This window comes from Moritella dasanensis ArB 0140 (assembly GCF_000276805.1).
Taxonomy (GTDB): domain Bacteria; phylum Pseudomonadota; class Gammaproteobacteria; order Enterobacterales; family Moritellaceae; genus Moritella; species Moritella dasanensis.
In genome coordinates this window covers 57,691-80,509 of record NZ_AKXQ01000024.1, presented here as the reverse complement: position 1 = coordinate 80,509, position 22,819 = coordinate 57,691, and the positions used below count along the sequence as shown (strand labels likewise).

At 39.2% G+C, this 22,819-nt stretch carries 23 protein-coding genes; 8 read left to right on the top strand and 15 right to left on the bottom strand.

The window, feature by feature from the left end:
- Nucleotides 1-496: 496 nt before the first annotated feature.
- On the bottom strand, nt 497-664 hold the full coding sequence (locus A923_RS23140; RefSeq protein WP_174216915.1) for a hypothetical protein: 168 nt from the start codon (nt 662-664) through the stop codon (nt 497-499).
- Nucleotides 665-1,091: 427 nt separating this feature from the next.
- On the opposite strand from A923_RS23140, the gene yjjG reads away from it, so the two are divergent.
- Both yjjG and A923_RS0117585 read left to right on the top strand, forming a co-directional pair.
- Entirely contained in the window at nt 1,092-1,769 is a 678-nt protein-coding gene (yjjG, locus tag A923_RS0117590) for a pyrimidine 5'-nucleotidase (RefSeq protein ID WP_017223007.1), read from the top strand.
- Nucleotides 1,770-1,933: 164 nt separating this feature from the next.
- Nucleotides 1,934-2,536 (top strand): hypothetical protein, encoded by a 603-nt coding sequence (locus A923_RS0117585; RefSeq protein ID WP_017223006.1) that lies wholly within the window; start codon nt 1,934-1,936, stop codon nt 2,534-2,536.
- Nucleotides 2,537-2,614: 78 nt separating this feature from the next.
- Here the strand turns inward: A923_RS0117585 and A923_RS0117580 are convergent, their stop codons facing one another.
- From A923_RS0117580 to A923_RS0117570, 3 genes are all read right to left on the bottom strand, one after another.
- Nucleotides 2,615-3,913, bottom strand: coding sequence for a serine/threonine transporter (locus A923_RS0117580; RefSeq protein WP_017223005.1), 1,299 nt, complete (start codon nt 3,911-3,913; stop codon nt 2,615-2,617).
- Nucleotides 3,914-4,438: 525 nt separating this feature from the next.
- Nucleotides 4,439-6,985, bottom strand: a complete 2,547-nt coding sequence (locus tag A923_RS22340) for an EAL domain-containing protein (protein ID WP_237716239.1) — start codon at nt 6,983-6,985, stop codon at nt 4,439-4,441.
- 358 nt (nt 6,986-7,343) lie between these two features.
- On the bottom strand, nt 7,344-8,324 hold the full coding sequence (locus tag A923_RS0117570; RefSeq protein ID WP_017223003.1) for a GlxA family transcriptional regulator: 981 nt from the start codon (nt 8,322-8,324) through the stop codon (nt 7,344-7,346).
- Between the two features lie 157 nt (nt 8,325-8,481).
- Here A923_RS0117570 and A923_RS0117565 point away from each other — a divergent pair, with 157 nt between their 5' ends.
- Together A923_RS0117565 and A923_RS0117560 are read left to right on the top strand one after the other, a co-directional pair.
- Nucleotides 8,482-9,090 (top strand): LysE family translocator, encoded by a 609-nt coding sequence (locus A923_RS0117565; protein ID WP_017223002.1) that lies wholly within the window; start codon nt 8,482-8,484, stop codon nt 9,088-9,090.
- Between the two features lie 125 nt (nt 9,091-9,215).
- A complete protein-coding gene (locus tag A923_RS0117560) occupies nt 9,216-9,755 on the top strand; it encodes an acyl-CoA thioesterase (protein WP_017223001.1) in 540 nt (179 codons plus the stop codon).
- 104 nt (nt 9,756-9,859) lie between these two features.
- Here the strand turns inward: A923_RS0117560 and A923_RS0117555 are convergent, their stop codons facing one another.
- The 3 genes from A923_RS0117555 to A923_RS0117545 all read right to left on the bottom strand — a co-directional run bounded on the left by A923_RS0117555 (nt 9,860) and on the right by A923_RS0117545 (nt 13,143).
- Complete coding sequence (locus A923_RS0117555) at nt 9,860-11,689, bottom strand: methyl-accepting chemotaxis protein (protein WP_017223000.1); 1,830 nt, start codon at nt 11,687-11,689, stop codon at nt 9,860-9,862.
- A 252-nt stretch (nt 11,690-11,941) separates the two neighbouring features.
- Nucleotides 11,942-12,619: a hypothetical protein gene (locus tag A923_RS0117550; protein WP_017222999.1), complete on the bottom strand. Its 678-nt coding sequence runs from the start codon at nt 12,617-12,619 to the stop codon at nt 11,942-11,944.
- A gap of 182 nt (nt 12,620-12,801) precedes the next feature.
- Nucleotides 12,802-13,143 carry a HopJ type III effector protein gene (locus tag A923_RS0117545; RefSeq protein ID WP_017222998.1) on the bottom strand — a complete coding sequence of 114 codons (342 nt, stop codon included), beginning with the start codon at nt 13,141-13,143 and terminating at the stop codon, nt 12,802-12,804.
- A 228-nt stretch (nt 13,144-13,371) separates the two neighbouring features.
- Between A923_RS0117545 and A923_RS0117540 the strand changes: the two genes are divergently transcribed.
- Nucleotides 13,372-13,914 (top strand): hypothetical protein, encoded by a 543-nt coding sequence (locus A923_RS0117540; RefSeq protein WP_017222997.1) that lies wholly within the window; start codon nt 13,372-13,374, stop codon nt 13,912-13,914.
- Nucleotides 13,902-14,771 (top strand): NRDE family protein, encoded by an 870-nt coding sequence (locus A923_RS0117535; protein WP_017222996.1) that lies wholly within the window; start codon nt 13,902-13,904, stop codon nt 14,769-14,771. The genes A923_RS0117540 and A923_RS0117535 overlap by 13 nt, the downstream gene beginning before the upstream one ends.
- A gap of 170 nt (nt 14,772-14,941) precedes the next feature.
- Here the strand turns inward: A923_RS0117535 and A923_RS0117530 are convergent, their stop codons facing one another.
- From A923_RS0117530 to A923_RS0117510, 5 genes are all read right to left on the bottom strand, one after another.
- Entirely contained in the window at nt 14,942-16,123 is a 1,182-nt protein-coding gene (locus tag A923_RS0117530) for a hypothetical protein (protein ID WP_017222995.1), read from the bottom strand.
- A complete protein-coding gene (locus tag A923_RS0117525) occupies nt 16,123-17,031 on the bottom strand; it encodes a cyanophycin synthetase (protein WP_017222994.1) in 909 nt (302 codons plus the stop codon). The genes A923_RS0117530 and A923_RS0117525 overlap by 1 nt, the downstream gene beginning before the upstream one ends.
- A complete protein-coding gene (locus A923_RS0117520) occupies nt 16,991-17,863 on the bottom strand; it encodes an ATP-grasp domain-containing protein (RefSeq protein ID WP_017222993.1) in 873 nt (290 codons plus the stop codon). Before A923_RS0117520 ends, A923_RS0117525 begins: the two co-directional genes overlap by 41 nt.
- A 4-nt stretch (nt 17,864-17,867) precedes the next feature.
- The gene (locus A923_RS0117515; protein WP_017222992.1) at nt 17,868-18,371 is read right to left on the bottom strand and encodes a hypothetical protein; all 504 of its coding nucleotides are present in this window, start codon (nt 18,369-18,371) and stop codon (nt 17,868-17,870) included.
- A 67-nt stretch (nt 18,372-18,438) separates the two neighbouring features.
- A complete protein-coding gene (locus tag A923_RS0117510) occupies nt 18,439-18,882 on the bottom strand; it encodes a YHS domain-containing (seleno)protein (protein ID WP_017222991.1) in 444 nt (147 codons plus the stop codon).
- Nucleotides 18,883-19,070: 188 nt separating this feature from the next.
- On the opposite strand from A923_RS0117510, the gene A923_RS0117505 reads away from it, so the two are divergent.
- Nucleotides 19,071-19,313, top strand: coding sequence for a hypothetical protein (locus A923_RS0117505; protein ID WP_017222990.1), 243 nt, complete (start codon nt 19,071-19,073; stop codon nt 19,311-19,313).
- 17 nt (nt 19,314-19,330) lie between these two features.
- Complete coding sequence (locus A923_RS0117500) at nt 19,331-19,990, top strand: DUF2913 family protein (RefSeq protein WP_017222989.1); 660 nt, start codon at nt 19,331-19,333, stop codon at nt 19,988-19,990.
- Nucleotides 19,991-20,041: 51 nt separating this feature from the next.
- Here A923_RS0117500 and A923_RS0117495 read toward each other — a convergent pair whose 3' ends face one another.
- The 3 genes from A923_RS0117495 to A923_RS0117485 all read right to left on the bottom strand — a co-directional run bounded on the left by A923_RS0117495 (nt 20,042) and on the right by A923_RS0117485 (nt 22,777).
- On the bottom strand, nt 20,042-20,515 hold the full coding sequence (locus A923_RS0117495; protein WP_017222988.1) for an ATP synthase subunit I: 474 nt from the start codon (nt 20,513-20,515) through the stop codon (nt 20,042-20,044).
- A 143-nt stretch (nt 20,516-20,658) separates the two neighbouring features.
- A complete protein-coding gene (locus tag A923_RS0117490) occupies nt 20,659-22,110 on the bottom strand; it encodes a methyl-accepting chemotaxis protein (protein ID WP_017222987.1) in 1,452 nt (483 codons plus the stop codon).
- A 103-nt stretch (nt 22,111-22,213) separates the two neighbouring features.
- On the bottom strand, nt 22,214-22,777 hold the full coding sequence (locus tag A923_RS0117485) for a chalcone isomerase family protein (protein ID WP_017222986.1): 564 nt from the start codon (nt 22,775-22,777) through the stop codon (nt 22,214-22,216).
- Between the last annotated feature and the right edge of the window lie 42 nt (nt 22,778-22,819).

The following is a 22,819-nucleotide window of genomic DNA, read 5'->3' as shown; positions in this document are numbered from 1 at the left end:
AGACGAATAGCGTGCGTGAAAGGTGCGTGTAAGTGAAAAAGAAAGTGTAAATGAAGACGAATAGCGTATGCCAAAGATACGTGTAAGTGAAAAAGTAAGTGTAAGTAAGTAAGTAAGTAAGTAAGTAAGGAAGTTAGTAAGTGAAGAAAGTAAGTAAAGTAAGTAAAGTAAGTAAAGTAAGTAAAGTAAGTAAGAAAAGTATTGCGAAGATAGAAGTATATATTTCAGTCGACCTTCTTTTCCCATATATGTAAGTCAGGCTAACAACCTGACTTTTTTTTGTCTTAAATTCCTGTCAATGACGCCTTCCAGTTTAATATCCACAATCTAACACTTACAATAATGCCAATAAACGCGTGTAGATGTTTAATTCTATTGTTGAATAAGTATGATGTTTCGGAAGTTAAGTACGAAGGAGTGTATGCAGAGGAGGGGAATAATGCCCCGATATTAAAACTTTATCTAGTTAAAATATCGGGAATTGGTATTGATGTAATTAGCTATTAACTAGCATATCAATAAAGTTACGGCGTTCTTTTACTGTTGCAAGTTGAGCTATTTTCTCACCTTGTGAATCTGTAAAAGCTACTCGGTTTTTGTGAACTGAAATCGAGTGTACCGGTTGTTTAATTTGGATCTGTGTACCATTAAAAATAATAGTCATAATAAAACTCACTATAAAGGCGTAGCTTAACGCTATCGCATAATTTGTAATAAGCTTCATTACCGTATAACGATAATATTCTGAAATCTCACTATCTTTATTCTTGTATAAATAGCTGACTTAATAAGAAGTGTTTACAGCACGCAACATTTGCTGTATTTCGTTGTTCAATAATTTAGCTTTATATGTTGGATTCTTTAATCTGGCTTACGGAATTTTCTAGGTAAGGCTTAATCGATGATTTTTATTTCGAGGATTGTTATTAAATAAATCTGAGCTGATAATAACAGCGTGTTTCTGTTGTAGCAAGTTTATTTTTGTTTATTGTTACTTATTTTTAGTTATTGCTTAGTTCCATCTCACTTTTCCGCTATTATATCCCTCCTAATGATTAAGATAACGTGATGTTTTCACTGAGAGTTTTATTATGAAATACCAATGGATCTTATTTGATGCCGATGAAACATTATTCCATTTTGATGCATTTAAAGGTTTGCAGTTAATGTTCTCTCGGTTTGATATTGACTTTAATCGAGATGATTTTGGCCATTATCAGACGGTTAACTTACCTTTATGGGTAGATTATCAAGATGGTAAAATTACCGCGACACAATTACAAAACCGCCGTTTTCAATCGTGGGCAGATAAGTTAAAAGTGACAACCCACATTTTAAACAGCGCATTTATGACCGCGATGGCTGATATTTGTTGTTTGCTACCGGGCGCCAACGAGCTTATTTTTGCCTTAAAAGGTAAAGTAAACATGGGTATTATTACCAATGGTTTTACAGAATTACAGCGTGTTCGTTTAGAAAAAACAGGCTTAAAAGATGTGTTCGCACCACTGGTTATCTCTGAGCAAGTCGGTATTGCTAAACCCGATGTTGGTATCTTTGAATACGCATTAACCCACATGGGCAAAATACAACGTGAGCAAGTATTGATGGTTGGCGATAATCCCCATTCGGATATTTTAGGTGGCATGAATGCCGGTTTTGATACTTGCTGGCTCAATAGCGAAAATTCAGCATTACCTGATGGTATAAAACCTAGCTATCAAGTTACCTCATTAGCACAGTTACAATCATTGTTATTTGCGACTTAATTTAGATCTTAGCTATAAAAATGCTTATAGTTTTTGGCTGCTTGCCGATATACTTCTAGTGATTCATATAGTTATAAGCTTCGCTAAACCTTTAGCTAAACCGTTAGTAAAAAAGAATACGTAAATTAAAGTTTAATTTTATAGGAAAAGGAAAAGGAAAAAACATGTTTAAAGTTTCAACGCTTGCAAGCATACCGTTACTTATTGTTGCGCCAACACTCATGGCTGAACCATTTAACCATAATAATGCGCAGGTAAGTTATCGAGCAGAGCATTGGGCGCTAAATGTTGAACGAGCTATTACTGAAGATTTCTATATTACCGGTTTTTATCATCACACCGGTGATATAGCGCTTAGCCCGACAGTAAAAGCTAAAGCTAGAGTTTTGGGCGCAGGTTTAATGACGTCAACAAATTTTGGTCATATGACTGAGTTTTATGCTGGTGCTAACCTTACTCAAAACAGAATTAAGTCTTCGGAGAACGGCGTTGGACGACCAGATGAAACAAATTTTTATCCGAGTGTGATTGCCGGTATAAAGCTGTCATCTAACGAGAAATTTGAAGCCGATTTTAATGTGAATCATGGTTTTAGTGATAGCCAATATACTTATGGTTATCTTGATTCAACGTCATTTACCCTCGGCGGTAAGTACTTTATCGATCAGGCTATGGCACTGGGTTTATCTTATGTATGGATTAAAGATCAAGATAAAGCGATTAGCGGGGACAATATAGAACTGTCATTTAGCCTATACTTTGAATAGTGATTGCTGATATTTAGATATAAAAAAAGACGAGATTGCTCTCGTCTTTTTTGTATCTATTAAAACTACTTTTTTGTGTTATTGCACGAGTGAATAAAAAATAGCGGTAATTGAAATTAGACCAATAAGAGTAATGAATATATTACTTAGTGCACCAGAGTACTTCTGCATTGCTGGTACTTTATGGATTGCATACATTGGCATAATGAATAGCAGTAACGCAATGATTGGGCCGCCTAAGCTTTCAATCATATGTAAGATGTTAGGGTTAATCGTTGCCACTGCCCATGCAGTCACAAGCATAAAGATAGTAGTGAAGTTGTTTAATGTTTTTTTACTGACTTCTTTACCTTTACTACGTGCCGCTTTTACAACTAGACCATTAAGACCTTCACTTGCACCGATGTAATGACCTAAGAATGATTTTGTGATAGCAATGATTGCTACAACGGGTGCCGCATAAGCGATGACTGGTGTATCAAAGTGATTCGCTAAATAAGTCAAAATAGATATGTTCATCTCTTTAGCTTCAACAAGGTTCGCCGGTGATAGACTTAATACACAGCTGAATACGAAAAACATCACTGTTGCTACCATCATTATGTGTGCACACAATAAAATACGTGAACATTTCTTCTCGGCATCATCACCGTATTCATTTCTTTTTGCCACTGCAAATGACGAGATAACAGGTGAGTGGTTAAACGAGAACACCATCACAGGTATGATCAACCAGACAGCCATCATTACGGTACCCATGCCACCTTCTGCAGGCATGACTTGTTCGAAGATTGCGCCATTCCAATAAGGAACGAGGTAGAACGCTAGCATTAATAATACGGCTACGAATGGAAAAACTAAAACACTCATTGCTTTGATGATGAGTTGTTCACCAAGGCGTACAATTGCAATTAAGGCAAGGATAAGGACAAGCGCTAAAATAGCACGTGGTGGTGGTTGAATGTGCAGTTGATTTAACATGAAATCTTGGACTGTATTTGTTAGCGCTACACTATAAACAAGTAAAATTGGATAGATAGCAAAGAAATATAGTAGGGTGATTAGTTTACCCATGCCCACACCAAAATGTTCTTCAACTACTTCTGTAATATCGGCACCAGGCTTCGAGCTTGATAATACAAAGCGAGTCATGGCACGGTGAGCAAAGAAAGTCATCGGTAATGCTAATACGGTCATTATCAATAACGGAATAAGACCGGCTACACCTGCAGTGATTGGTAGGAATAAAGTACCAGCACCAACGGCTGTGCCATATAGGCCAAGTACCCAAACGATGTCACTTTTAGACCATGTTGAACTGGTTTTTTTTGTTGTAGCTGTAGCTGAAGTCGAAATGTTTGCTGTTAACGTATCCATTATGGATATCTCCTATAAGAGGTATAAACCTACAAAGAGCTATAGTCATAATTCTTCCGTGCTTCACTGTAAAGTGAACAAATACACATGATAAATGGATAATGCGCATCTCTATTTTGATACCTATCTAGGTACCTATTTAGTACTATATATCTTCTTTCAGACTGCAATTTATAAAATATAGTTTAATCTGTCAAATATATTTGAGCCAATAGCTGAAGTTGTTGACTTGGTCATTAAATAGTGTGATCTAGCACTTGTTATCAGTCCGTTCGCTCAACAAAAGTTGATGATGAATTAATCAATGCATCGTAATGGCATAACTAAATACATAACTAAATACGTAACTAAATACATAGCTAAATAAGATCAGATACGGGAATATAGCGAGGTCATAAGGAAGGAATGCTTAGGCTATCACAGCAATGAGTAAGCATTTGATAATGTATTTTTAGCGACACCCTGCAATAATGCATAAAACAACGTGTAACATAATGCATTTATAATCTTGAGTGATTAATCATATTATGATGCTAGGGTTAATTTGAGCATATTGTCTATTGGCTGCGGTTTTCCTATGCCATAACCCTGCGCAAAATCGATACCAATCGCTTCAACTTTTTGTTTGATGGCATCGTTTTCAACGAATTCAGCAATGGTTTTTAATTCCATCAAGTGACCAATCTCGTTAATTGATTTTACCATCGCGGCATCAATAGGGTTAGTTAAGATATCTTTAATAAAGATGCCATCAATTTTAAGGATATTGACCGGAAGATTCTTGAGATAAGCAAATGAAGATAAGCCACTACCAAAGTCATCTAACGCAAATTGGCAACCAAAAGCACTCAAGGTATTAATAAACACTGTCGCACTGGCAAGATTACTTATCGCCGCCGTCTCGGTTATTTCAAACATGATCTGTTGGGGGGGGACTTTGGCTTGGGTTATATTCGTCATGATATGCTGCAGTAAATCGTCGTCACCCAGTGAAGCGCCCGATAAGTTAATACTAATATGATCGAATATATTGAGTTGTTGACTATGTGTCTTCATCCACAGTAATGTGCGATCCACTACCCAACGATCTATCGGTTGAGATAAGTTATAGCGCTCAGCGATTGGCAAGAATACACCAGGGGCGATCAGCTCGCCATTTTTATCTAACATACGCAGTAACACTTCAAAAACAGGCTTATGACCAGGCTCCTGCAATGCGACGATAGGCTGAGCGTAGAGTTCAAACCGGTCTTCATGGAGGGCTTCTTTTATTTCATTTACCCAACGAAACTCCCCATCTCGAGTCGCTAGCAATTCATCATTATCATGATAGGTGTGTACCCTGTTTCGGCCTAAATCCTTGGCGGCATAACACGCGAGATCGGCATGAATCAATACTTCACTGGTATTCCCCGAGGTATTACAAATTTCTGCAACACCAATACTGACACCCACACTAAAACAACTTTTTTTCCAGATGAATTGGAATTTTTTAACTTTTTCTAATATTTCATTGGCGATAACTACCGCTTCTGTAAGCTGACTGTTGCGTATTAATATGGCAAATTCGTCGCCACCTAATCGCGCTAACGTATCGTTTGGTTTTAGGTTATCACCGATTAACCCTGCGATTTGGCGTAATAATTCGTCACCCGCGGCATGACCACAAGTATCATTAATTATTTTAAATTGGTCTAAGTCTAAGAAGCATAATACGTGAGTAAGTCGGCTACCTTGGGCGCTGCATACTGCATCGCTAAGTTGATGCTCAAACTCATAACGATTGATTAGACCTGTTAACATATCGTGTTTTGCTTGATAGGTGATCTGTTTAGAAATGATTCTCGATTTGGTAATATCAACTTGAATTCCGATGAAATGCGTTATTTCGTCACTGCCATTTGTCATTGGTATTATGGTGACTTTAGCCCAATATAACTCACCATTTTGGCGTTTGTTTTGTACTTCACCTGCCCACTCTTCACCTTTTGAAATACGACTCCAGAGTTTATTGTAGGTGTTATTACTGGTGGTATTTGAGCGGAAAAAATTGGCTTTATTTCCAATAGATTCGGGTGCGGAATAACCTGTTATCTGCGTGAATTGAGGGTTCACGTATTCAATGATACCTTTGGTGTCGGTGATCATAATACCGTCTAAACTACATTCGACAACACGTGATAGTTTTTTTAAATTTGCCGTATTCTGCTGTTGAATAGTTATATCGTCACATACACCAACCCCCCCGTCTATTTCGCCTGAGCTGGAATAGAGTGGCACTAAATCGACTTCTAAATAAGATTTCTTACGGTGTGATACCGAAATGTACTCACCTTCATAGGTACTCATCTGACCTTTTAGTGATGATTTAATTGCGTTTGAAAGGCCTGTGTTTTGCACCTTTTTCAACATATTAAAACCAATCAAACCATTTTTATTGGCACCGATAATATTTTCAAAATGGCGATTGGTTTTAAGCAATATCCCTTGTTTATTATAATGAAAAATACCCACTGGCGAATGTTCAAAAATAGAGTTTAATTTAGCTTCACTTTGCACCAGTTCATTGCTTCGTAGGGCAATTTTGTAGCGGAGTTTTTTTACTTGTTGACGATAGCTGATGGTTTGCATCAGAAACAACAAAAACACTGTGAGCATGAAAATCGCGGATATAAGCATGGTCTTATTGAAATTTTGATTTAATTGAACGGCTACGGAATCAATGGTGATATCTGCTGCTGCAATATAAAGGCTGCCATCGGCAGCATACAGCGGGATGAAGATACTACGAAAGCGTCCCCATTTATCTTGATATTCGAGTAAATGTGGCTGTGGGTCTGAAAACATAGCGTAGAGGTTGCGGTCGGTATCATCATAGACGGTTAAGAAGTCGGTATTGCTGTTGTCAAAGTCACCGTTATTAATCGGCGTGGTACTCGACGACGTAAACAGGATCTGGTTATTACGGATTATGAGGGTATACAAATTGCTAATGTTGGCATTTTCTGCGTATCTCGTTAACGCATCTCTGTTGCTTAAATTGAGTTGTGCTGAATTGTTATTATAGCTCATATCCTGTTGATGAAAATGAGGGGGTAATAATGAGGATATGGTTAGCGCCGCAGTCTTCAATTTTAAATCAAGTGCTGTATATATATGATTTCTTTCTTGAAAATAGCTATAAGCAGCCAAGCTAATAATCGATAAAACATAGATCGAAATTGAAATATAAATCCGTTTATTTGATTCAAAAGACTGCATTTTTAATGAGCTATTATAGTTAAAGAGTTTTCAATATGCCTTTTTTGATTATTTATTGCAATATGCCTAAGCCATTTATGCTACCTCTAAGGGTATAATTTTAAAGACTATTGGTGAAGTACCTGTATTCGTATAGGTAATAAGCGATTAATTGCGTATTTACTTCATCTTATCCTTGGCGGCGTAACTGACCAGGCGATAGGTTGAATCGTTGTCGAAACACTTTGCACAAATAACTACTATCTTGAAAACCCACTTCATCGGCGAGGTTTGCTAAACAATGGTCGGAATTGAGTAAACGCCAATGCAAATGTTGTAACCGTATTTCGCGCCAATATTGATACGCAGATAACTTTAAATGTTGCTGAAAGTGTCTATCTAATTGTCGGCGGCTTAGCCCTGTTAGCGCGGCTAGCTGTTCTATTGAAGTATCACTGGCCATGAGTTCTTGCATCAAAGTAATGGTACGACCAAGGTGGCGATCGTGATGCACTGTTTGTTGGTGTGATTTTAATTGATGTAATTGACTGCGGTTTTCATCAACGAGCATATCAGCCAATCCTTTTACAGCCCAGGTTTGGCCAAGATGGCGACTGAGTATCGCTACGGCCAAGTCTATAGCCGCACTTCCGCCCGAGCAGCTGATGCGCTTATTATCAATACAGTATAACTGTTCGCTGGCGATCTCTAAGCGCGGATAAGCATGACTGAATTCAGTGATGTGACGCCAGTGAACGGTGACTTTATGATCATTTAATAATCCTAACTCCGCTAACGTAAAGCACGCATTATCAATGCTAATTAAAGTGAGCCCTTGTGCTGCGGCTTGTTTTAAAAGTGCACCATAATGTTGTGCTTGTTGCTGAGCTTGACGTGCGGTGCGGCAACCAAAAATAACCAGATATTCATACTGGCACAAGTTGATGTCTGCAGGTGTTGCTGATATCGCAATCGGAATACCACTGCTAGACACAACGTGGCCCTTGTCTAGACCGACAACTTGCCATGCGCAATGCCGCTGTTGGCTATGGTCTGCATCATCTGCTGAAAAACGCAGTTTATCTAAGAATCCACCAAACGGTAGCATATTAAATTCGGGTAGGGGAAGGAGTAGAAAGCGTACCTCTGCTGAATTGATGGTGGTATCCATTGATAGCTGCCTCTCTGTTTATTTAGCTGCTCATTAACTGTATGTCAATTGACGATTGTCCAAATAGTACTATTAAACGTCCATATTATACCATTTGTTTTTATTTTCTGAATTTATACTCAGGGTACTTTTATACACTTATTAATGGAACATGATGATGGCGTTTAATCTTTGGTTAGTTTTTTTAGTCGCAGCGATGGGGTTGGCAGTCGTGCCTGGGCCGAATTCATTATTGGCATTGAGTCATGGCGCACGCTATGGACATCGACGTACATTGTTTACGATATGTGGCGGTGTGTTTGGATTCTTGATCTTAATTGCCATCGCGATGTTTGGGTTAGGCGCGGTATTACAAGCGCAGCCTGATGCGATGACTGTACTGCAGTGGGTTGGTGCCGGGTATCTCGTCTGGCTTGGCTTTAAGCTATGGTATGCCCCAGCGTTGGAGTTGACGGAACTGGCTGAAAGCCAATTATATAGTCCTGCTACTTTGTTTAGACAAGGCTTTTTTGCAGCATTATCAAACCCGAAAGTATTACTGTTTTTTACCGCATTCCTTGCGCAGTTTATTGATCCTAGTGTTGCGTTATTACCACAGTTTATTGTTATTGCGGTGACCTTTGTTTGTGTTGAATTTTTGGCTGAATATGGCATCGCCTGTGTTGCTCACAGTATTCGACCTAAGCTAATGAAAAATGGGCAGGGTTTTAATCAGTGCTGTGGGGTATTGTTTATTGTACTCGGCATCTCGATGACTTTAGCCTAGCTAGAATAAATGCCATGTTAATGTTATTTAATGGCTACATTATTTTATATTTATATCTATGCACTTTACATTTTATAGCTTTAAGTCAGTATGTTAGTTCAATTTATTTTATGTAAGGGAGTAACATGAATTTATTTTTTAGAATGTTGATCATTATCTTTAGTGCCCGTAAGCAGGATGCGGTGGCGCTGGTTGATAAACGCAGTGATCGATTTCGAGTTTGGTTACATGATCTAGGTTGGCGTGATCACTTACCTAATTATCGGGTATTTAGTTTCATGGAGTTAGGCCGTTTTGGTATTTGGCACAGCTCTCGATTGGCACTGTCTGGTCGTTATGGTTTACGCATGATCGCGGCGCAAGATTTTATTTATTTAAAACCTATTCGTCCGTTTCAAGCGTTTACCATGACCACGGAAATATTAAGTTGGGATGAGAAATATTTCTATTATCAACACCAATTCTTTTGTGGTAAAAAATTGGTGGCGATTGGCTTGGTGAAAGAGATCAACTTGAAATCAGGCAAGGCTGTCGCGCCTCTGTCATTATTAACGGCAGACTCTGAACTTCATGGTTCAGTTATTGATAGTAGCGATGATAAAATCCTGCACCCCGTCGTTGAGAAATGGCTGGCGATGCAGCAAGCGATAAAGGAAAGCAGTTAGTCTTATTTTTTTGATAGTGATACCGGACGAGCGGAAAAGACCGAAGCGATGACTTCGGTCTTTTTGTATCGGTACTGCTTAAACTGTGTCATTAAGCCGTATACTTACACAGTATATTGGGCAATGGCCAGATCTAGGTTTTTAGCTTGAACGGCAACGGAGCTAGCTGCTTGTGCATTTTCGTGGGCGATTTGTGAGTTTTGGCTGGTGATATCACGAATTGAAGTGACGTTACGGCCAATTTCATCCGATACCACTGTTTGTTGCTCAACCGCGGTCGCAATTTGAGTGCTGGTATCCATGATGAGTTGCATGTCAGTCATGATCTGACCTATTTTAGATTCGGCATTATCAACTTGTTGTACACTTAATTCACCTTGTTCGTGACAACGAGCTATATGTACAACGACTTGACCTGTTTGCTGTTGCAGGGTCGAGATAATACCGGTGATTTCTTCTGTTGATTGACGCGTTCTTAACGCCAGCGAACGAACTTCATCTGCCACAACGGCAAACCCGCGACCTTGTTCACCCGCTCTTGCTGCTTCAATGGCGGCATTCAGTGCCAGCAGGTTAGTTTGTTCTGCGATTGAACGGATCACATCAAGCACTGTGCCGATATTGTCTGACAGTGTCGACAGGTTTGATATTTCATCACTGGTTTTAGATAAGTCGTCAGACAAAATTCGAATGCGATCTTTGGTCGCACTGACTTCTGACAAGCCTTCTAGTGCGCCATTATGGCTATTATCCGCATTACTTGCTGCACTTTCTGTGTTGTTGGCAATTTCCCGAATGGTTGAGCCCATTTCAGTGATTGCTGTTGCAACAGCGTCCGTTTCAGCTTGTTGGCGACTCATTGCGGTTTCTGAATCGACGCTACGATCTTGTAATTCAGTGGATGCAGAGCCAAGCTCATATACAGCAGATTGCACATTACTGACCAGCTCACGTAAGTGGGTTAATAAGTAATTAAAGTTACCTGCCATATGGGATAATTCATCGTTACCCTGTTCATCGGCAACAGCGGTTAAATCATGGCTTTGTGCGATTGTCGCCATCAAGTTGCTAAGGTTTTGTATACGACGTTGAATTGAACTGCTAATTACCCATGAAAGCGCCAATAAAGCGCCAATTACGACTAATACGGCGGTTATAATTAGGGTTAATGTTAGCTGTTGCTGGTTGGCTATTTCATCATTGAGTTGTACACTCACGGCTTTAAATACTTTTTCAACTTGATGTGAGTAACCACGCATTTCACCACGTAATCCCTTTTCTGGGGTATCGCCAATGGTATTATATTGACTAATTATTTCAGCCATTACGTCACTGAAATCGGTATAGCTACTGCCAAAATCTAAGCTGAGTTGCTGACCGTAAAGTGCTAATTTAGCTTGATATTCCAAGCTGTATTCAGGTTTACCCAGTAACGCAAACATTTTTGCTGTTTGCGCAAGGTCAGTGGTGATCAAAAGATTACGGTTATATCTATCAGCAGTTTGCAATAAACGCTTATGATTGGTATTAAGACGCTGCAATAAGCCTTGTTCAATATTAAGACCGAGGATTTGGTAACTGCTCACTAGCGCATTCATACTACGGTCGTAGTCTTGTATTGACGCTGCCAGAGTTGCTACGCTGGGGATACTAATGTTCAGAGCGTTGAGTTCAGTTTTTAATACACTTAATTCCTGTTGAAATAATGTGTAATTGACTTGGAATTTATCGAGGTATTTGGTATTACGGCGCAGCAAGAAATCTTTTTCGTTACGACGTAAGTTTAATAACGTGACTTCGAGTTGTTTTACATCGGTAGCGGCATGGTTGATCCCCATGACTTGCTCATTAGCAACCCAGGACATACCGAGTACCAATAGTAGTGCACTGACTGAAATACCAGTAAGTCCTAATAATTTATCTCTGATTTTCATATCTACAACATCCTAGCTAATTAATATTGCCGAATCTACGGCTTAGTCTATATAGCGGCGTTGTATGCGATTTCTTTAAGCGAAAACAGGGCTTGATTCACTCATTTTAGCCGTGTGAATATAAACTAATTAAAAATTAGTTTGTTATAGATAAAAATATTTTTACTTTTATTTTTCATTTTGCTCTTTATTTATCCTTATTGTGCTTTATAGGGGCTGGTTTGAGGAATTAACAGCTAAAGACTTGGATCATTAATCTTCGGTATTAAATTCAAGCTCAAATAAACAGGTTTCTAAACCTGCGGGTAAATTTAATAACAACCGATCGTTGTTAAGCTCAAACTCTATTTCATTAAACTGGATAGCATCAAGAATGTTGAGTTGGTCTGCAAATAATAGTAATCCAGTGCTGACCAGGATCGCGTAATAGCATTGTCGTGAAGCCGTATCGTCGGTCTCCATGATGGTTTTGAAGGTCTCTAAAAAGAGTATCAGCAGTTGCTCTTGGGTTTTATCTCGATAAGATTCTTCTAACTGAATTAATTGCCAGTCGGTGAGGGTAAATTGATGCTCAAAGTTACGCATGTTAATACGTACACTGTTTTCTTTTTTATCTTCAATATTGACAATTCGTGCGACGCTATCACTCTTTAAATCAATTAAAAAGCTGACATTACTATCCTTATAAGTGGATTTTTTGATTGTTTCAACACTGATGCCATCTTCATTTAAGCCACTGATATGGTAGTTTAATATTGCTTTTATTAGTTCGTTTTTACTGATGCCAGCCTGCAACATTTGCTGGTAAGTATCGGTAAGGTGGATACCTGCGATGTCAGACGATTGATGCTGGTAATCGCTACTGTTGATAAAAGAGGCAATCACTTGCTTTGAAAATTCAAAGTCGAAACCATTTAAATGAATATACATATCAACTCCTTGTTAGCTATTTGCTAAAGCGGGAGGAATAACGTGGTTGTTATAAGTATAACGGATTAAATTTGGTTAGTCGGATAGATTAAAAGAGTGTGATGATAGGTAGGAAATAGGTAAGAATGTGAGCAGAGAAAATAATATTCCCTCTGCCTCAAAATAACGTTAATCAGTTAATGTTATTTTAATTTTAGTGGTAGAGTTTCAAATTGAATACCTGACCAGCCTGTACGCATGAAATAACGGATGTTGGCATGATCATCACCATCTGGGTTATTTAGTACGTCATCACGGTAATAAGTACCGAAACACTCAAGCATTTCTTGCTTAGTGAATTTATTTAAACGACCTAATGCAAACAATTTGCATGAGCCAGTATTTTCAGTTGCGTCGTTTTCTAGGTAGCCATTATAAAATTTAGTGGGAGTGAAATCATAGCTTTCATCAATAACAGCGATGACATCGTCGAACTGCATAGTAGTTGGCTGTGCTGCTAATTTATTTAAAAAATCATTTAACATGGAGTGTCCCATCAATTTAAAGTATTTGCTATCTTCCCCTAATTTATCATAAATGCGGGTTAAATGAGTGATAAATTACCAATTAGTTTTAATGTTGGGCTATTCATACCATTTATTTGGTATTATATCGCATGCTTTCTTACTCAAATTGTGATTTTTTCGTGATAAGTTAAGCCTAGTTTTTGGTGTATGCTTTACTTAAAATAAGCAGTAACAAAAGGTACCGTTATGGTAATAGATCCTGTAGAGCAATTTAGCACGGTAATTAAAGGTAATATCGAAGGTTTAGATCAAGGTATAGCCTTACTGGTTGCAATGACTAATGAGCAGTATTGCATGCGTGCACAGCCTTATATTCTGAGTTGTATTGGTGAGCATTTACGCCACGTGCTTGACCTTTATTATGCACTAAAAGCAGATGTTGACGTGATTGATTATGATGTTCGTCGTCGTGGCGCCTTAGTTGAATCGTGTCGTATGACGGGATTAGCTGAATTAGCTGAGATTAAAACTTGGTTGTTAACTTTACAGCCACAGATGATGAATACTAACATGGTGATGTCGACAGAAGTTTCGGTGGTTAATACCTTAGTCACACAAGTTGAAACATCGTTAATCCGTGAGCTTATATTTGTCAGTACGCATGCGATTCATCATTATGCACTCATGGATATTTCGGCGAAGTTATGTGACTTCAATACACCGAAAAATCTGGGTATCGCACCAGCGACGCTCACAGCATTAAGGAATGATTCATCATGTGTACAGTAAGTTGGTTGTTGGCAAATGATGGCTATCAAGTATTCTTTAACCGAGATGAACAAAAGGGACGTGCCCTTGCGTATTCCCCTAAATACTTTAATGATGTCGGCGTTAAATATTTAATGCCAGTGGATCCGGTTGGTGGTGGTAGTTGGATAGCGATGAATCAAGCGGGTTTATCGATATGTTTACTGAATTATTATCAACAAAAGCCACCTGAAAAAAAATTGATTAGTCGCGGTTTACTGGTTAAATCATTGGTCAGTAATACGTCTCTGACGAAGATCCGCTCGGCACTCAAAACACTGCCGTTACAGCGTTATGCCGCGTTTACCTTATTAGTCTTCCCCAGTCATCTAACCGCACAGACAGGTTGTGTATACGCCGTTCGTTGGGATGGTAATGAACTTACCACGGTGACAGCCGTGTCACCTATGGTGTCGTCATCAGTAGCCTTGACTGAAGTGACTAACTATCGAGAAGATCACCACAACTCAATCCTATTGCAACATCCGATTATATTCTCAGGCGAAGGCTGCAATGACGATTTAGAGATGAAAGAAAGTGCAGCATTAGCAGACGTTGAGCGTGTCGAAGAAAATATTATTGAATTGACCAATCAGCGCTGCATTGAAGACCGCAATAGTCTCGCACTGACGCGATTTCATGCCAGTCATGAACCTACACCTTCTTACCTATCTGTGTGTATGCATCGAGAAGATGCGCACACAGTCAGCTTTACCCATCTGATTGCTTCTCGTAAGCAACTTAGAATGAATTATGTCTGTGGCTGTCCGTGCTCATCAAAGCAACATCAGTCTTTTGCGTTATATCCGCAACGAGAAACTTACGTCGAAGTGGTCTAGTCCTGTAAATATTCTATCGTGTGAATATATTTAGTTAATTTGTAAGCCGTTTTTGTATACAAGAGCCGTAGACCTCGAAGAGAAACAGGTAATACGGCTTTGTTGTTTATCAGGAGTGGTCTTTGTCGGTCGTTTTATTGATATGCTAGTTGATAGCTTTGTCGATAGTTTTATTGATTGATTGGTTCGTTGATAGTTTTCTCGTTTTTATCAAGCTGCTGATACAAAATATAAACGGCGATCATCGGTAAAACGGCCCAGTAAACCTGACTTAAGCTAAACGTGGTTAGATTCGAGAGTAGGGTTAATCCAGCAAAAAATACCAGGATGCCAAGCTGAGAGTACAGACTCTTGCTAACCAAGTAATGGTAATTGGCTTGTTGTTTGGCTTTATCATAAAAACGTTTGTTGAAATATAAACGAAATAGCGCGGTAGCAAAGGCCACACTGAGTAAACCGAGGCCGATGGCCAATCCACTCCAATCTGTCGAGATCCAGCCGCGCATTAACCAGCCGCCAAGATAGAGCAAGGTAGCGACTTGATATAATCGCTGTTGAGGTTGTTTATCTATGGTGTTTTTAATGAAATAAAAGATAAACGCTAAGGCCAAAGAAAGGGCTATCACGGTTAAACTAAATTGGCTGGTATCACTATTCGTGAGATGAAAAATACTCACCACCCACAAATAACTTTCGAGATATAAAAACGGACCATCAACGAGGAACACCATTTTGTCACGTAAGCTAATCGCTGATTTAGGCTGGGCGTGGTCACTTTGTTGATAGACGAAAGTCTGCGTCGTTAACGTGCTTAATGTCATGGCGCAAAATCCAATACCGGCAATAAGGCTTAAGGCAAAAATAACCCAAGGTTGGGTCTGCATAAAATAACCGCCAAATAAGATCCCCAGTTTTAGACTCAAGCCCAATATCAATTGTAAATTACCGAACAAGCGCCCAGTATTATTGCTGCCACTGATACTATTAAATAGGATGCGTTGCAACATCCAAAAGCTGCAATTGAATAAACCATTGAGTAAGCCCAGCAGGATTAAGTTAGTACTTGCTACATGGAATAGCGCCACATAGATAAGTCCCACCTCGAACACGAATGATAATGTCACTAATGTACGCCAATACCCACGGATGAATAACTGATGCCAGCCCCATAATGCCATCACAAAGCCTGCGCCAGTCCAGGCGATAAACTCAGTCAGAGGGGCCAGTTGTTGGTACTGTTGCCAGATAATAATTGGCAGATAGAAAGGCAAGAGGCCAATCACAAAGCTGTGAATGGCCGAAAATACAGTGAAATAGCTGGCGGGTGCCAGCTTTGAAAACAGTGGGGACATTAGAAAATATCTGCTTGCTGATCTGTCGTGACGCTGATTAACCCTAGGTGTTCAGAAAGGTCATCCGCTTCACCATAACGCGGATAGTTATGCATTTTTAAGTAAGGACGCGAGTTTACTTCTAAGAAAATTAATTTTTGCTCACGGGCGTCATGCTCAATGCCTTGCTCCATGATCACATCAATACCTAAGATCTCAGCATCAAATAAATCTAATACTTTGGCAAACAATTCGTGATTGTAGGCGGGTATTAGGTCGCGTTGAATAGTTTCAACCACGCCACCCGGTGCTAACGAAATACGATAAAATAACTCAACTTGCTGCTCGTTATCTGGTACTGACGACAAGGTTAGCCCCTGTTTGGCTAGATAAGTGACGGTTTGTTGGCCTTGAGATATTGGGTTATTGCATGGATACAGCCCCATTTCTTCACGGATCGCGTTTTCGGTATTAATTAACGCGCTGATGGTATTTATCCCATCGCCTTTAACAAAAGCAGGGTAGCGTTGTAATACCGAGATAACGCCCGTTTTCGTGATCACGACACGGTAGTTTTTACCTTGTAAGTATTGTTCTACAACGGTTGTTGGCCACCATAATTTAGCTAGAAATATTGCTCGCCATAATTCTTTATAATTACGAATGGGGAAATGACTGCCGCGGGAAAATCCACTGACATTCGGTTTGATCACTAATGGGAAACCATGCTCTTTAGCAAACTTTACTGCCGTAAAAGGATTGAAGAAGATAGCGCCTTGGGCATGGGGTATATTCCCCGCAGCAAACTTATCACGCGCCTGTTTCTTTGAGCGACAACCGCGGCGGACTTCTAGGCTGTTGTAGTTACTACAGCCATCCATGAATTTGCTACTGATCCATTTGTAAATGAGTTGTTTTACTAGTTTCATCTTGGTTCAAAATCCTTGTATTACGACCCCGTCTGGCGGCGATCAACTTATTAAAAAATATACCTTGCGTTACTTTGGTGCTATTTAGCTGTTGGGCTAAATGAGCAAGAGAATGCGTGGTTTTATACAGTAACTGGTATTTCTGTAAACGGGTCAAATTATTACTTAATAAACTCAGCGGCATTGGCACATATAAATTAACTTCGACGAGTTTAAATTGTCGTTGTAATAATGCACTTAATGAGTCCGCTTTTAAGCTGTATCGAGCAAGTGTAAAGTCACCCATACGTTTAAGTTCTTGCCACAGTTGTTGTTGCTCTGCTAGCGTCAGTTGATTGGTAATATCCTGGTAGCGGGTATCACGATTATAAATGCCATTCACTGGGAATTTATCGGTGCTGGCGTTAATGACTTGGGTTATCGACATGACAGCAAACTGCCCCAACTTCACTGGGTGCTTAACCACAAAGACTTCAAACTCAATGGCCCCGACAGCCGCTTCTTGAATTAAATAATTCTGCACTTGATAACCCGGACTTGCTCTTAATGCTTCAAGTTCTGCGGCGTTATGAATACAGCAGACACCGGTTGAATTTTGTCCCCACTCTGGTTTTGCGAATACCGGATAGCGGGCAGGGACGAATTCAGGCCTATCAATATACTGATTTAAACGCCATTCTGCTGGCGTTATTGAATCTAAATCTTGCTTCGAGAATATCTTTTTTTGACGATTGAAATAACGTGCATTCAGCTGAAAATAGCGCCACGGAATAGTCAAAAATCGTAAGCAAAATACCATGTAATGTAATATTAATAAGCCACGTATAAGCATAGGATCACTCTGCTTTGATTAATTTTAAGTTAATGGCGCATAACACTAAGCCTAAAACAAGGATTGAAACTGCCGCCATAAATAATGAACCACCGTCACTTTTACCGTTATGTAAGACTTCAACACCTAATGGGGTGAATAGGTGAAAGAATACCGCACCAGCCATAATCCCCGATGACGCTAAACCTCCAAGGGCATGAATTTTTGCTCGTAAAGTAGCACTGCTTTCACCAGACATTTTATCTTTCAGTAATAGTAGTAAAGGACTCAATAGCAGTAGGCTTGTTGCTAACTCTGCACTGCCAACAACAATCGCGCCGTATTCGGCAAAGAAACTACCTAAATCAACAGATAGAGTCGTTGCCATCCATGAACCTATGGTGGAAAAGATATGCATGGTATCTGGGTGGCCAGAAAATTTGTATGGGATTGATGATAAAAATACTTTAGCAATCCAAACCACGATAACCCAGCTGGCGATAGTGTAAATACGTTTTTTTGTTAGCATATCAAATGTCCTTTTTATTATGTTTATATTCCATCACTCTGTGGCGACTTATTCAGTACAATTCAGTTTAGTTCAATACGTGTGGCCAGTTTTGATCGGCTTTTTCAATAAAGTTTAGTTTGTCTGCTAACCATTGCTGTTTAATATCAGCATTATAATTTAAATAAAGCTTACCATCTTCGATGGTCCACTGCGTTGGATCTGACGATGCAGTATCGTTTTTAGCCACCGCAAAGGCACAGTAACCGCCATATTGTGGTGCATATTTTTCTGGTGCTTGCTTAAACAACGCCAGATGTTGACTGTTGCTAAAGTACCAGTTTTCACCTTGGTATTCATAGCTGAATTTTTTCAAGCCTTTCACGGCTTTCGATTGGGTGAAATAAGCAACAGTATCGTATCCGCTTACCGCTTCACTGCTAAAATAACCAGTGTAGATAGGATCTTTAGCGAAACTGTTAAATGATAAGAGTAGGCTGCTGATAGCTAACAACTTTATTAAATATTTCATGTCTATCCATCCATCGTATCAATTATCTAGTGAGGTATGCACTAGCTGTTGTATATACTATAGCGGTAATTAGATTTATAATTATCACGAAGTTATCACAATTTAATAGCAAAACAGTACATCGTGATAGTTTTTACGCTGTTAGCACACGTTGTTTATTTTTTGTTGTTCTTTACCAAGGTTATTTTATGGATTTTTATACGTTAGCATTAGGTCTATTCATGTTTTGTCACGGCGGTTATATTTTAGTAACACGCGCGAAGGCAAAACATCAAAAAGCGCGTTTAGACTTTATGACCAAAGCATTGGGTCGACCATTTGGTTTTACCATTTATTCTCTTATATATGTCATCCTACCAATTGTGTTTGGTGCATATATATCGTACGCGGGTATCAATAATGTGTCTTTAAGCGCATTATTCGCAGGTTAATATCCAAAGGAACAAACATGTCTGATCAAGAAAAAGCCTATAACGTGAATATGTTGAACCTCGTTAGAGAAGGTTTAACAGCGTTATCTGACGCGCAAGCTGAAAAACGTAGCCTACAAAATCCAGTATCTGAAACACACTTTTTGGGTAATTGGATCATTACGGCGTTAAAAGAAAAGCGTTTTGATATCATTTTAGCGGGTGATTTAAGAATTTGGTTACAAGAAAGCCGAACATTAGGGCCAAAAGCTAATTTTAAACTGCGATTTGAGACCATTGAGCGTGTTTACACTCAGATTTGCGAACTGGAATATAAAAATCTAACCCAGTTTATTTTGGAAGATATTTTAACTGAGCTGGATAAAGACGGCTGGTTGATTGAAACTGAAAGTAATGTGACGGATAAATTTAAATTAAGCTCAAGTGGTGAAAATTCAGTGGTGATTTGTGCTGAAGTTTATGACCGTGCTTTCTCTGATACCGACGGCGCATTAGAAAGCCCGCTTTCAGTGTTTATTCGTCATGGTGATCAGGCATTTATTGATAAAATGTACTCACACGGTTACTTAGTGTTTGGTTCAACGAATCGTTCGATTGTAAAACGTCATAACCGTTATATCTTACGTCCGTTTAACCATGCTAAAAAATTAGCTATTCTGCCGACATTAGCAGACTAATTTAGCCTGCAATACAGGGATAATCTTGGTTGTCCCTGTATGCTTTTGTTATTAAAGACCTTGTTTACCCGCGTCGATATCTACACTTTCTTTCTCTTCTATTACTGCCTTGCCTGATAACGCTAACTTAGCTGGATATTGTTCTGGTAATGGTTTCAACAAGCTAAATATTTGTGAAAACATAACAAGCACAAAGGTAATAAATAAATAGAAATGCTGGATCTCTGGTAGCGGTAATATCACGCTAAATAAAATAAAGATGAGAGCAAATTTACACGCATGACCCAAGATCATAAATGTATTCGCGCGCATGGCATTTGCAGCGCCAGTATATAAAAATGATAATCGGGTAAAGATGTATTGTGGTACCAAGAAGATCATCCCACCTAACGCAGCAGAGCGTGTCGATTTATGATCTGTCCCAAGATAAGTCGCTGAAACAATAAATATGACTAACAGCAACTGACCTAAAATGAGTTTTAGTGCATAACCTCTGATAGCTAATTCATATGCATGATGTGGCATTTACAGCTGATCCTCCAACGATATTAAATGAATTATACGATAGCTATTTTACCTCTTTCTAACTACACCTGCATAGCTAATCTTACGTTCTGTGGTAAAAACAAGATAAATAATTGATCTGTATAACTAACTATTTCGAAAAATCATGATAATTCAATTACAGTGTTGAGGTCATTGGCAAGCGTTTTTAAAATAATCACTTGTTGTGATAGTTGGGTGCCTTGGGTCGCTACGGATACAGATACTTGACTCGTTTTCTCGACACTTTCTGCTACATTTTGGCTCGCGAGATTTAGCTCTAATAAAACATCCACTTGCTCTGCCATTATTTTTGCTAGCTGTTGTACATCTGTCAGTGTACCGCCCACTTTGTTAATAATCTCGGATAATTCGGTGACTGTTTCACTGATAACATGTTGGCCTTGATTAACTTCAAGGGTACTCCTGCTGAGTAACTGCCTTATTTCACGAGCGGCTTGATTACTTCTTGCCGATAAATCTCGGACTTGGTCAGCAACAACGGTAAAGCCACGTCCTTGTTCACCTGCGCGAGCGGCTTCAATAGCTGCATTTAGTGCTAATAAATTGGTTTGTTCTGCGACTGCTGTGATCAGGTCTGCAACGACCACCATTTCTTGGTTACTCTGTAAAATACTACTGATCGCATTTGTTGAGGCCGTTAATGATGATGCACTGGTTTGTGCTTGGTTATTAATTTCTTCGCTGCGTAAGTGTAATCCCTGTACAAACTGTTCCGATTGCTGGAAATCTAAGGTCATTTGTTGCAGACGACTTGTCATTTGTTCTGCGGCGCTTGCTTGGGTATCACACGTCGTATTAAGATCGTCTACTTGGCAGTGTAGCTCACTTGATTGTTGTGACAGCTGTTCTGCGACGGTCGTTAATTGATTGGCATTGCCACTGGCTAATGCCAATACACGACTTAAATTTTGCTCTTCTTTTTGAGATTGTTCGGCCGCCGCTTGGCTTTCTTGTTGTGCGATCGTAGATGCAAGCATCGATTTTTGGCGTTGCTTTGCAGTATAGGCTTGGGCGATACAAATGATAACCAGCGGCACCATAATACCCGACCAAGTTTCAGTAATCATATTGGCTTGTGATAAAACTAAATGAGGCTGTTCGATGTTATGCAATGATTGGTTTACCATCCAAGCTGTGATGGCAATAACAATACCACTCCAGCACATTGCCATGGTTAAACTTGCAGTAAGGAAAAAAGAGATAATTAGCAGTGGGATCCAGAATGCTTGTGGTGAAATGATCACACCACCGGTTTGGTAAACAAGATTTAAAGCATTGATCGTCATGCCTGTAAAGCCGATGTGTAGCGCCAGGCTTGGCGTTTTAAATAGGCGTAATACCAGGGCTGCAATGAATTCGGCACCAATCAAAAATAATGAGGTGTAGATCAGTATTTGTTGGTCATTGTTGTACCATTTTAAAAAACTGTAGATACCGGTGACAAAAGACAATAACGTAAAAAAAAGTATTATTTCAACAAATTGAATTTGGTTTTTGTCCCAAGCATTTTTTTGTGGAAAAAACAGTGTTCGCCATAACGAAAAAGGGTTCATGCTATTGATTCCTGGAATAAGTTGTCTGCTGATTGGATTTGGATTTGGATTGGATAGATGACGGCTGCCTATTCACAGCGGGCAGCCGGCATCTTTTGCTGAACTAACCGTTAAGCATGTCTTTTTTTAAGCCTTTATCTGTTGGTTTATCACCTAACCAGATCGAAATTACTGCCTTTCTGAAATCTTCTCCAGATGTAATCGACATAAATTCGCCATTTTTATAGTTAATCAATCCTTCACCTGGCACACTCAAAAGGGTGAATTGATCACCTTTTTTAATCGGATCTGCGAAAGTATCAATAAAGGATGCAATTTTGGTATCCAGGTTATTATTTTTCTCTGCGGTTACCAGTTCGAAACCTTCCTTCATTGCTTTGATCATTTTTTCTGATGTGATCATATTTGATGTGATATTTAAGCGAATCGCTGCGGCTTCATCACTATTAATAACATCATTACCTTGGTTCATTTTTTCGTTGGTAAATAATGAACCAACATATAAATCGATAAAGAACTTGCTGCGAATACCAGCGCCATTAAACTGTAAGTTTTCACCTTGTGGCGTAATGCTGTCTGGTACGCTGACGCCTGAAATCTCAGTTGCAGCTTGAAGACCAGTGCTCATCATTAATAGGGTTGTTAGTACTAAAGCTTTTTTTTTCATTGTATTGTTCCTGAATGTAATTTACCTAGCTATGTCATAAGG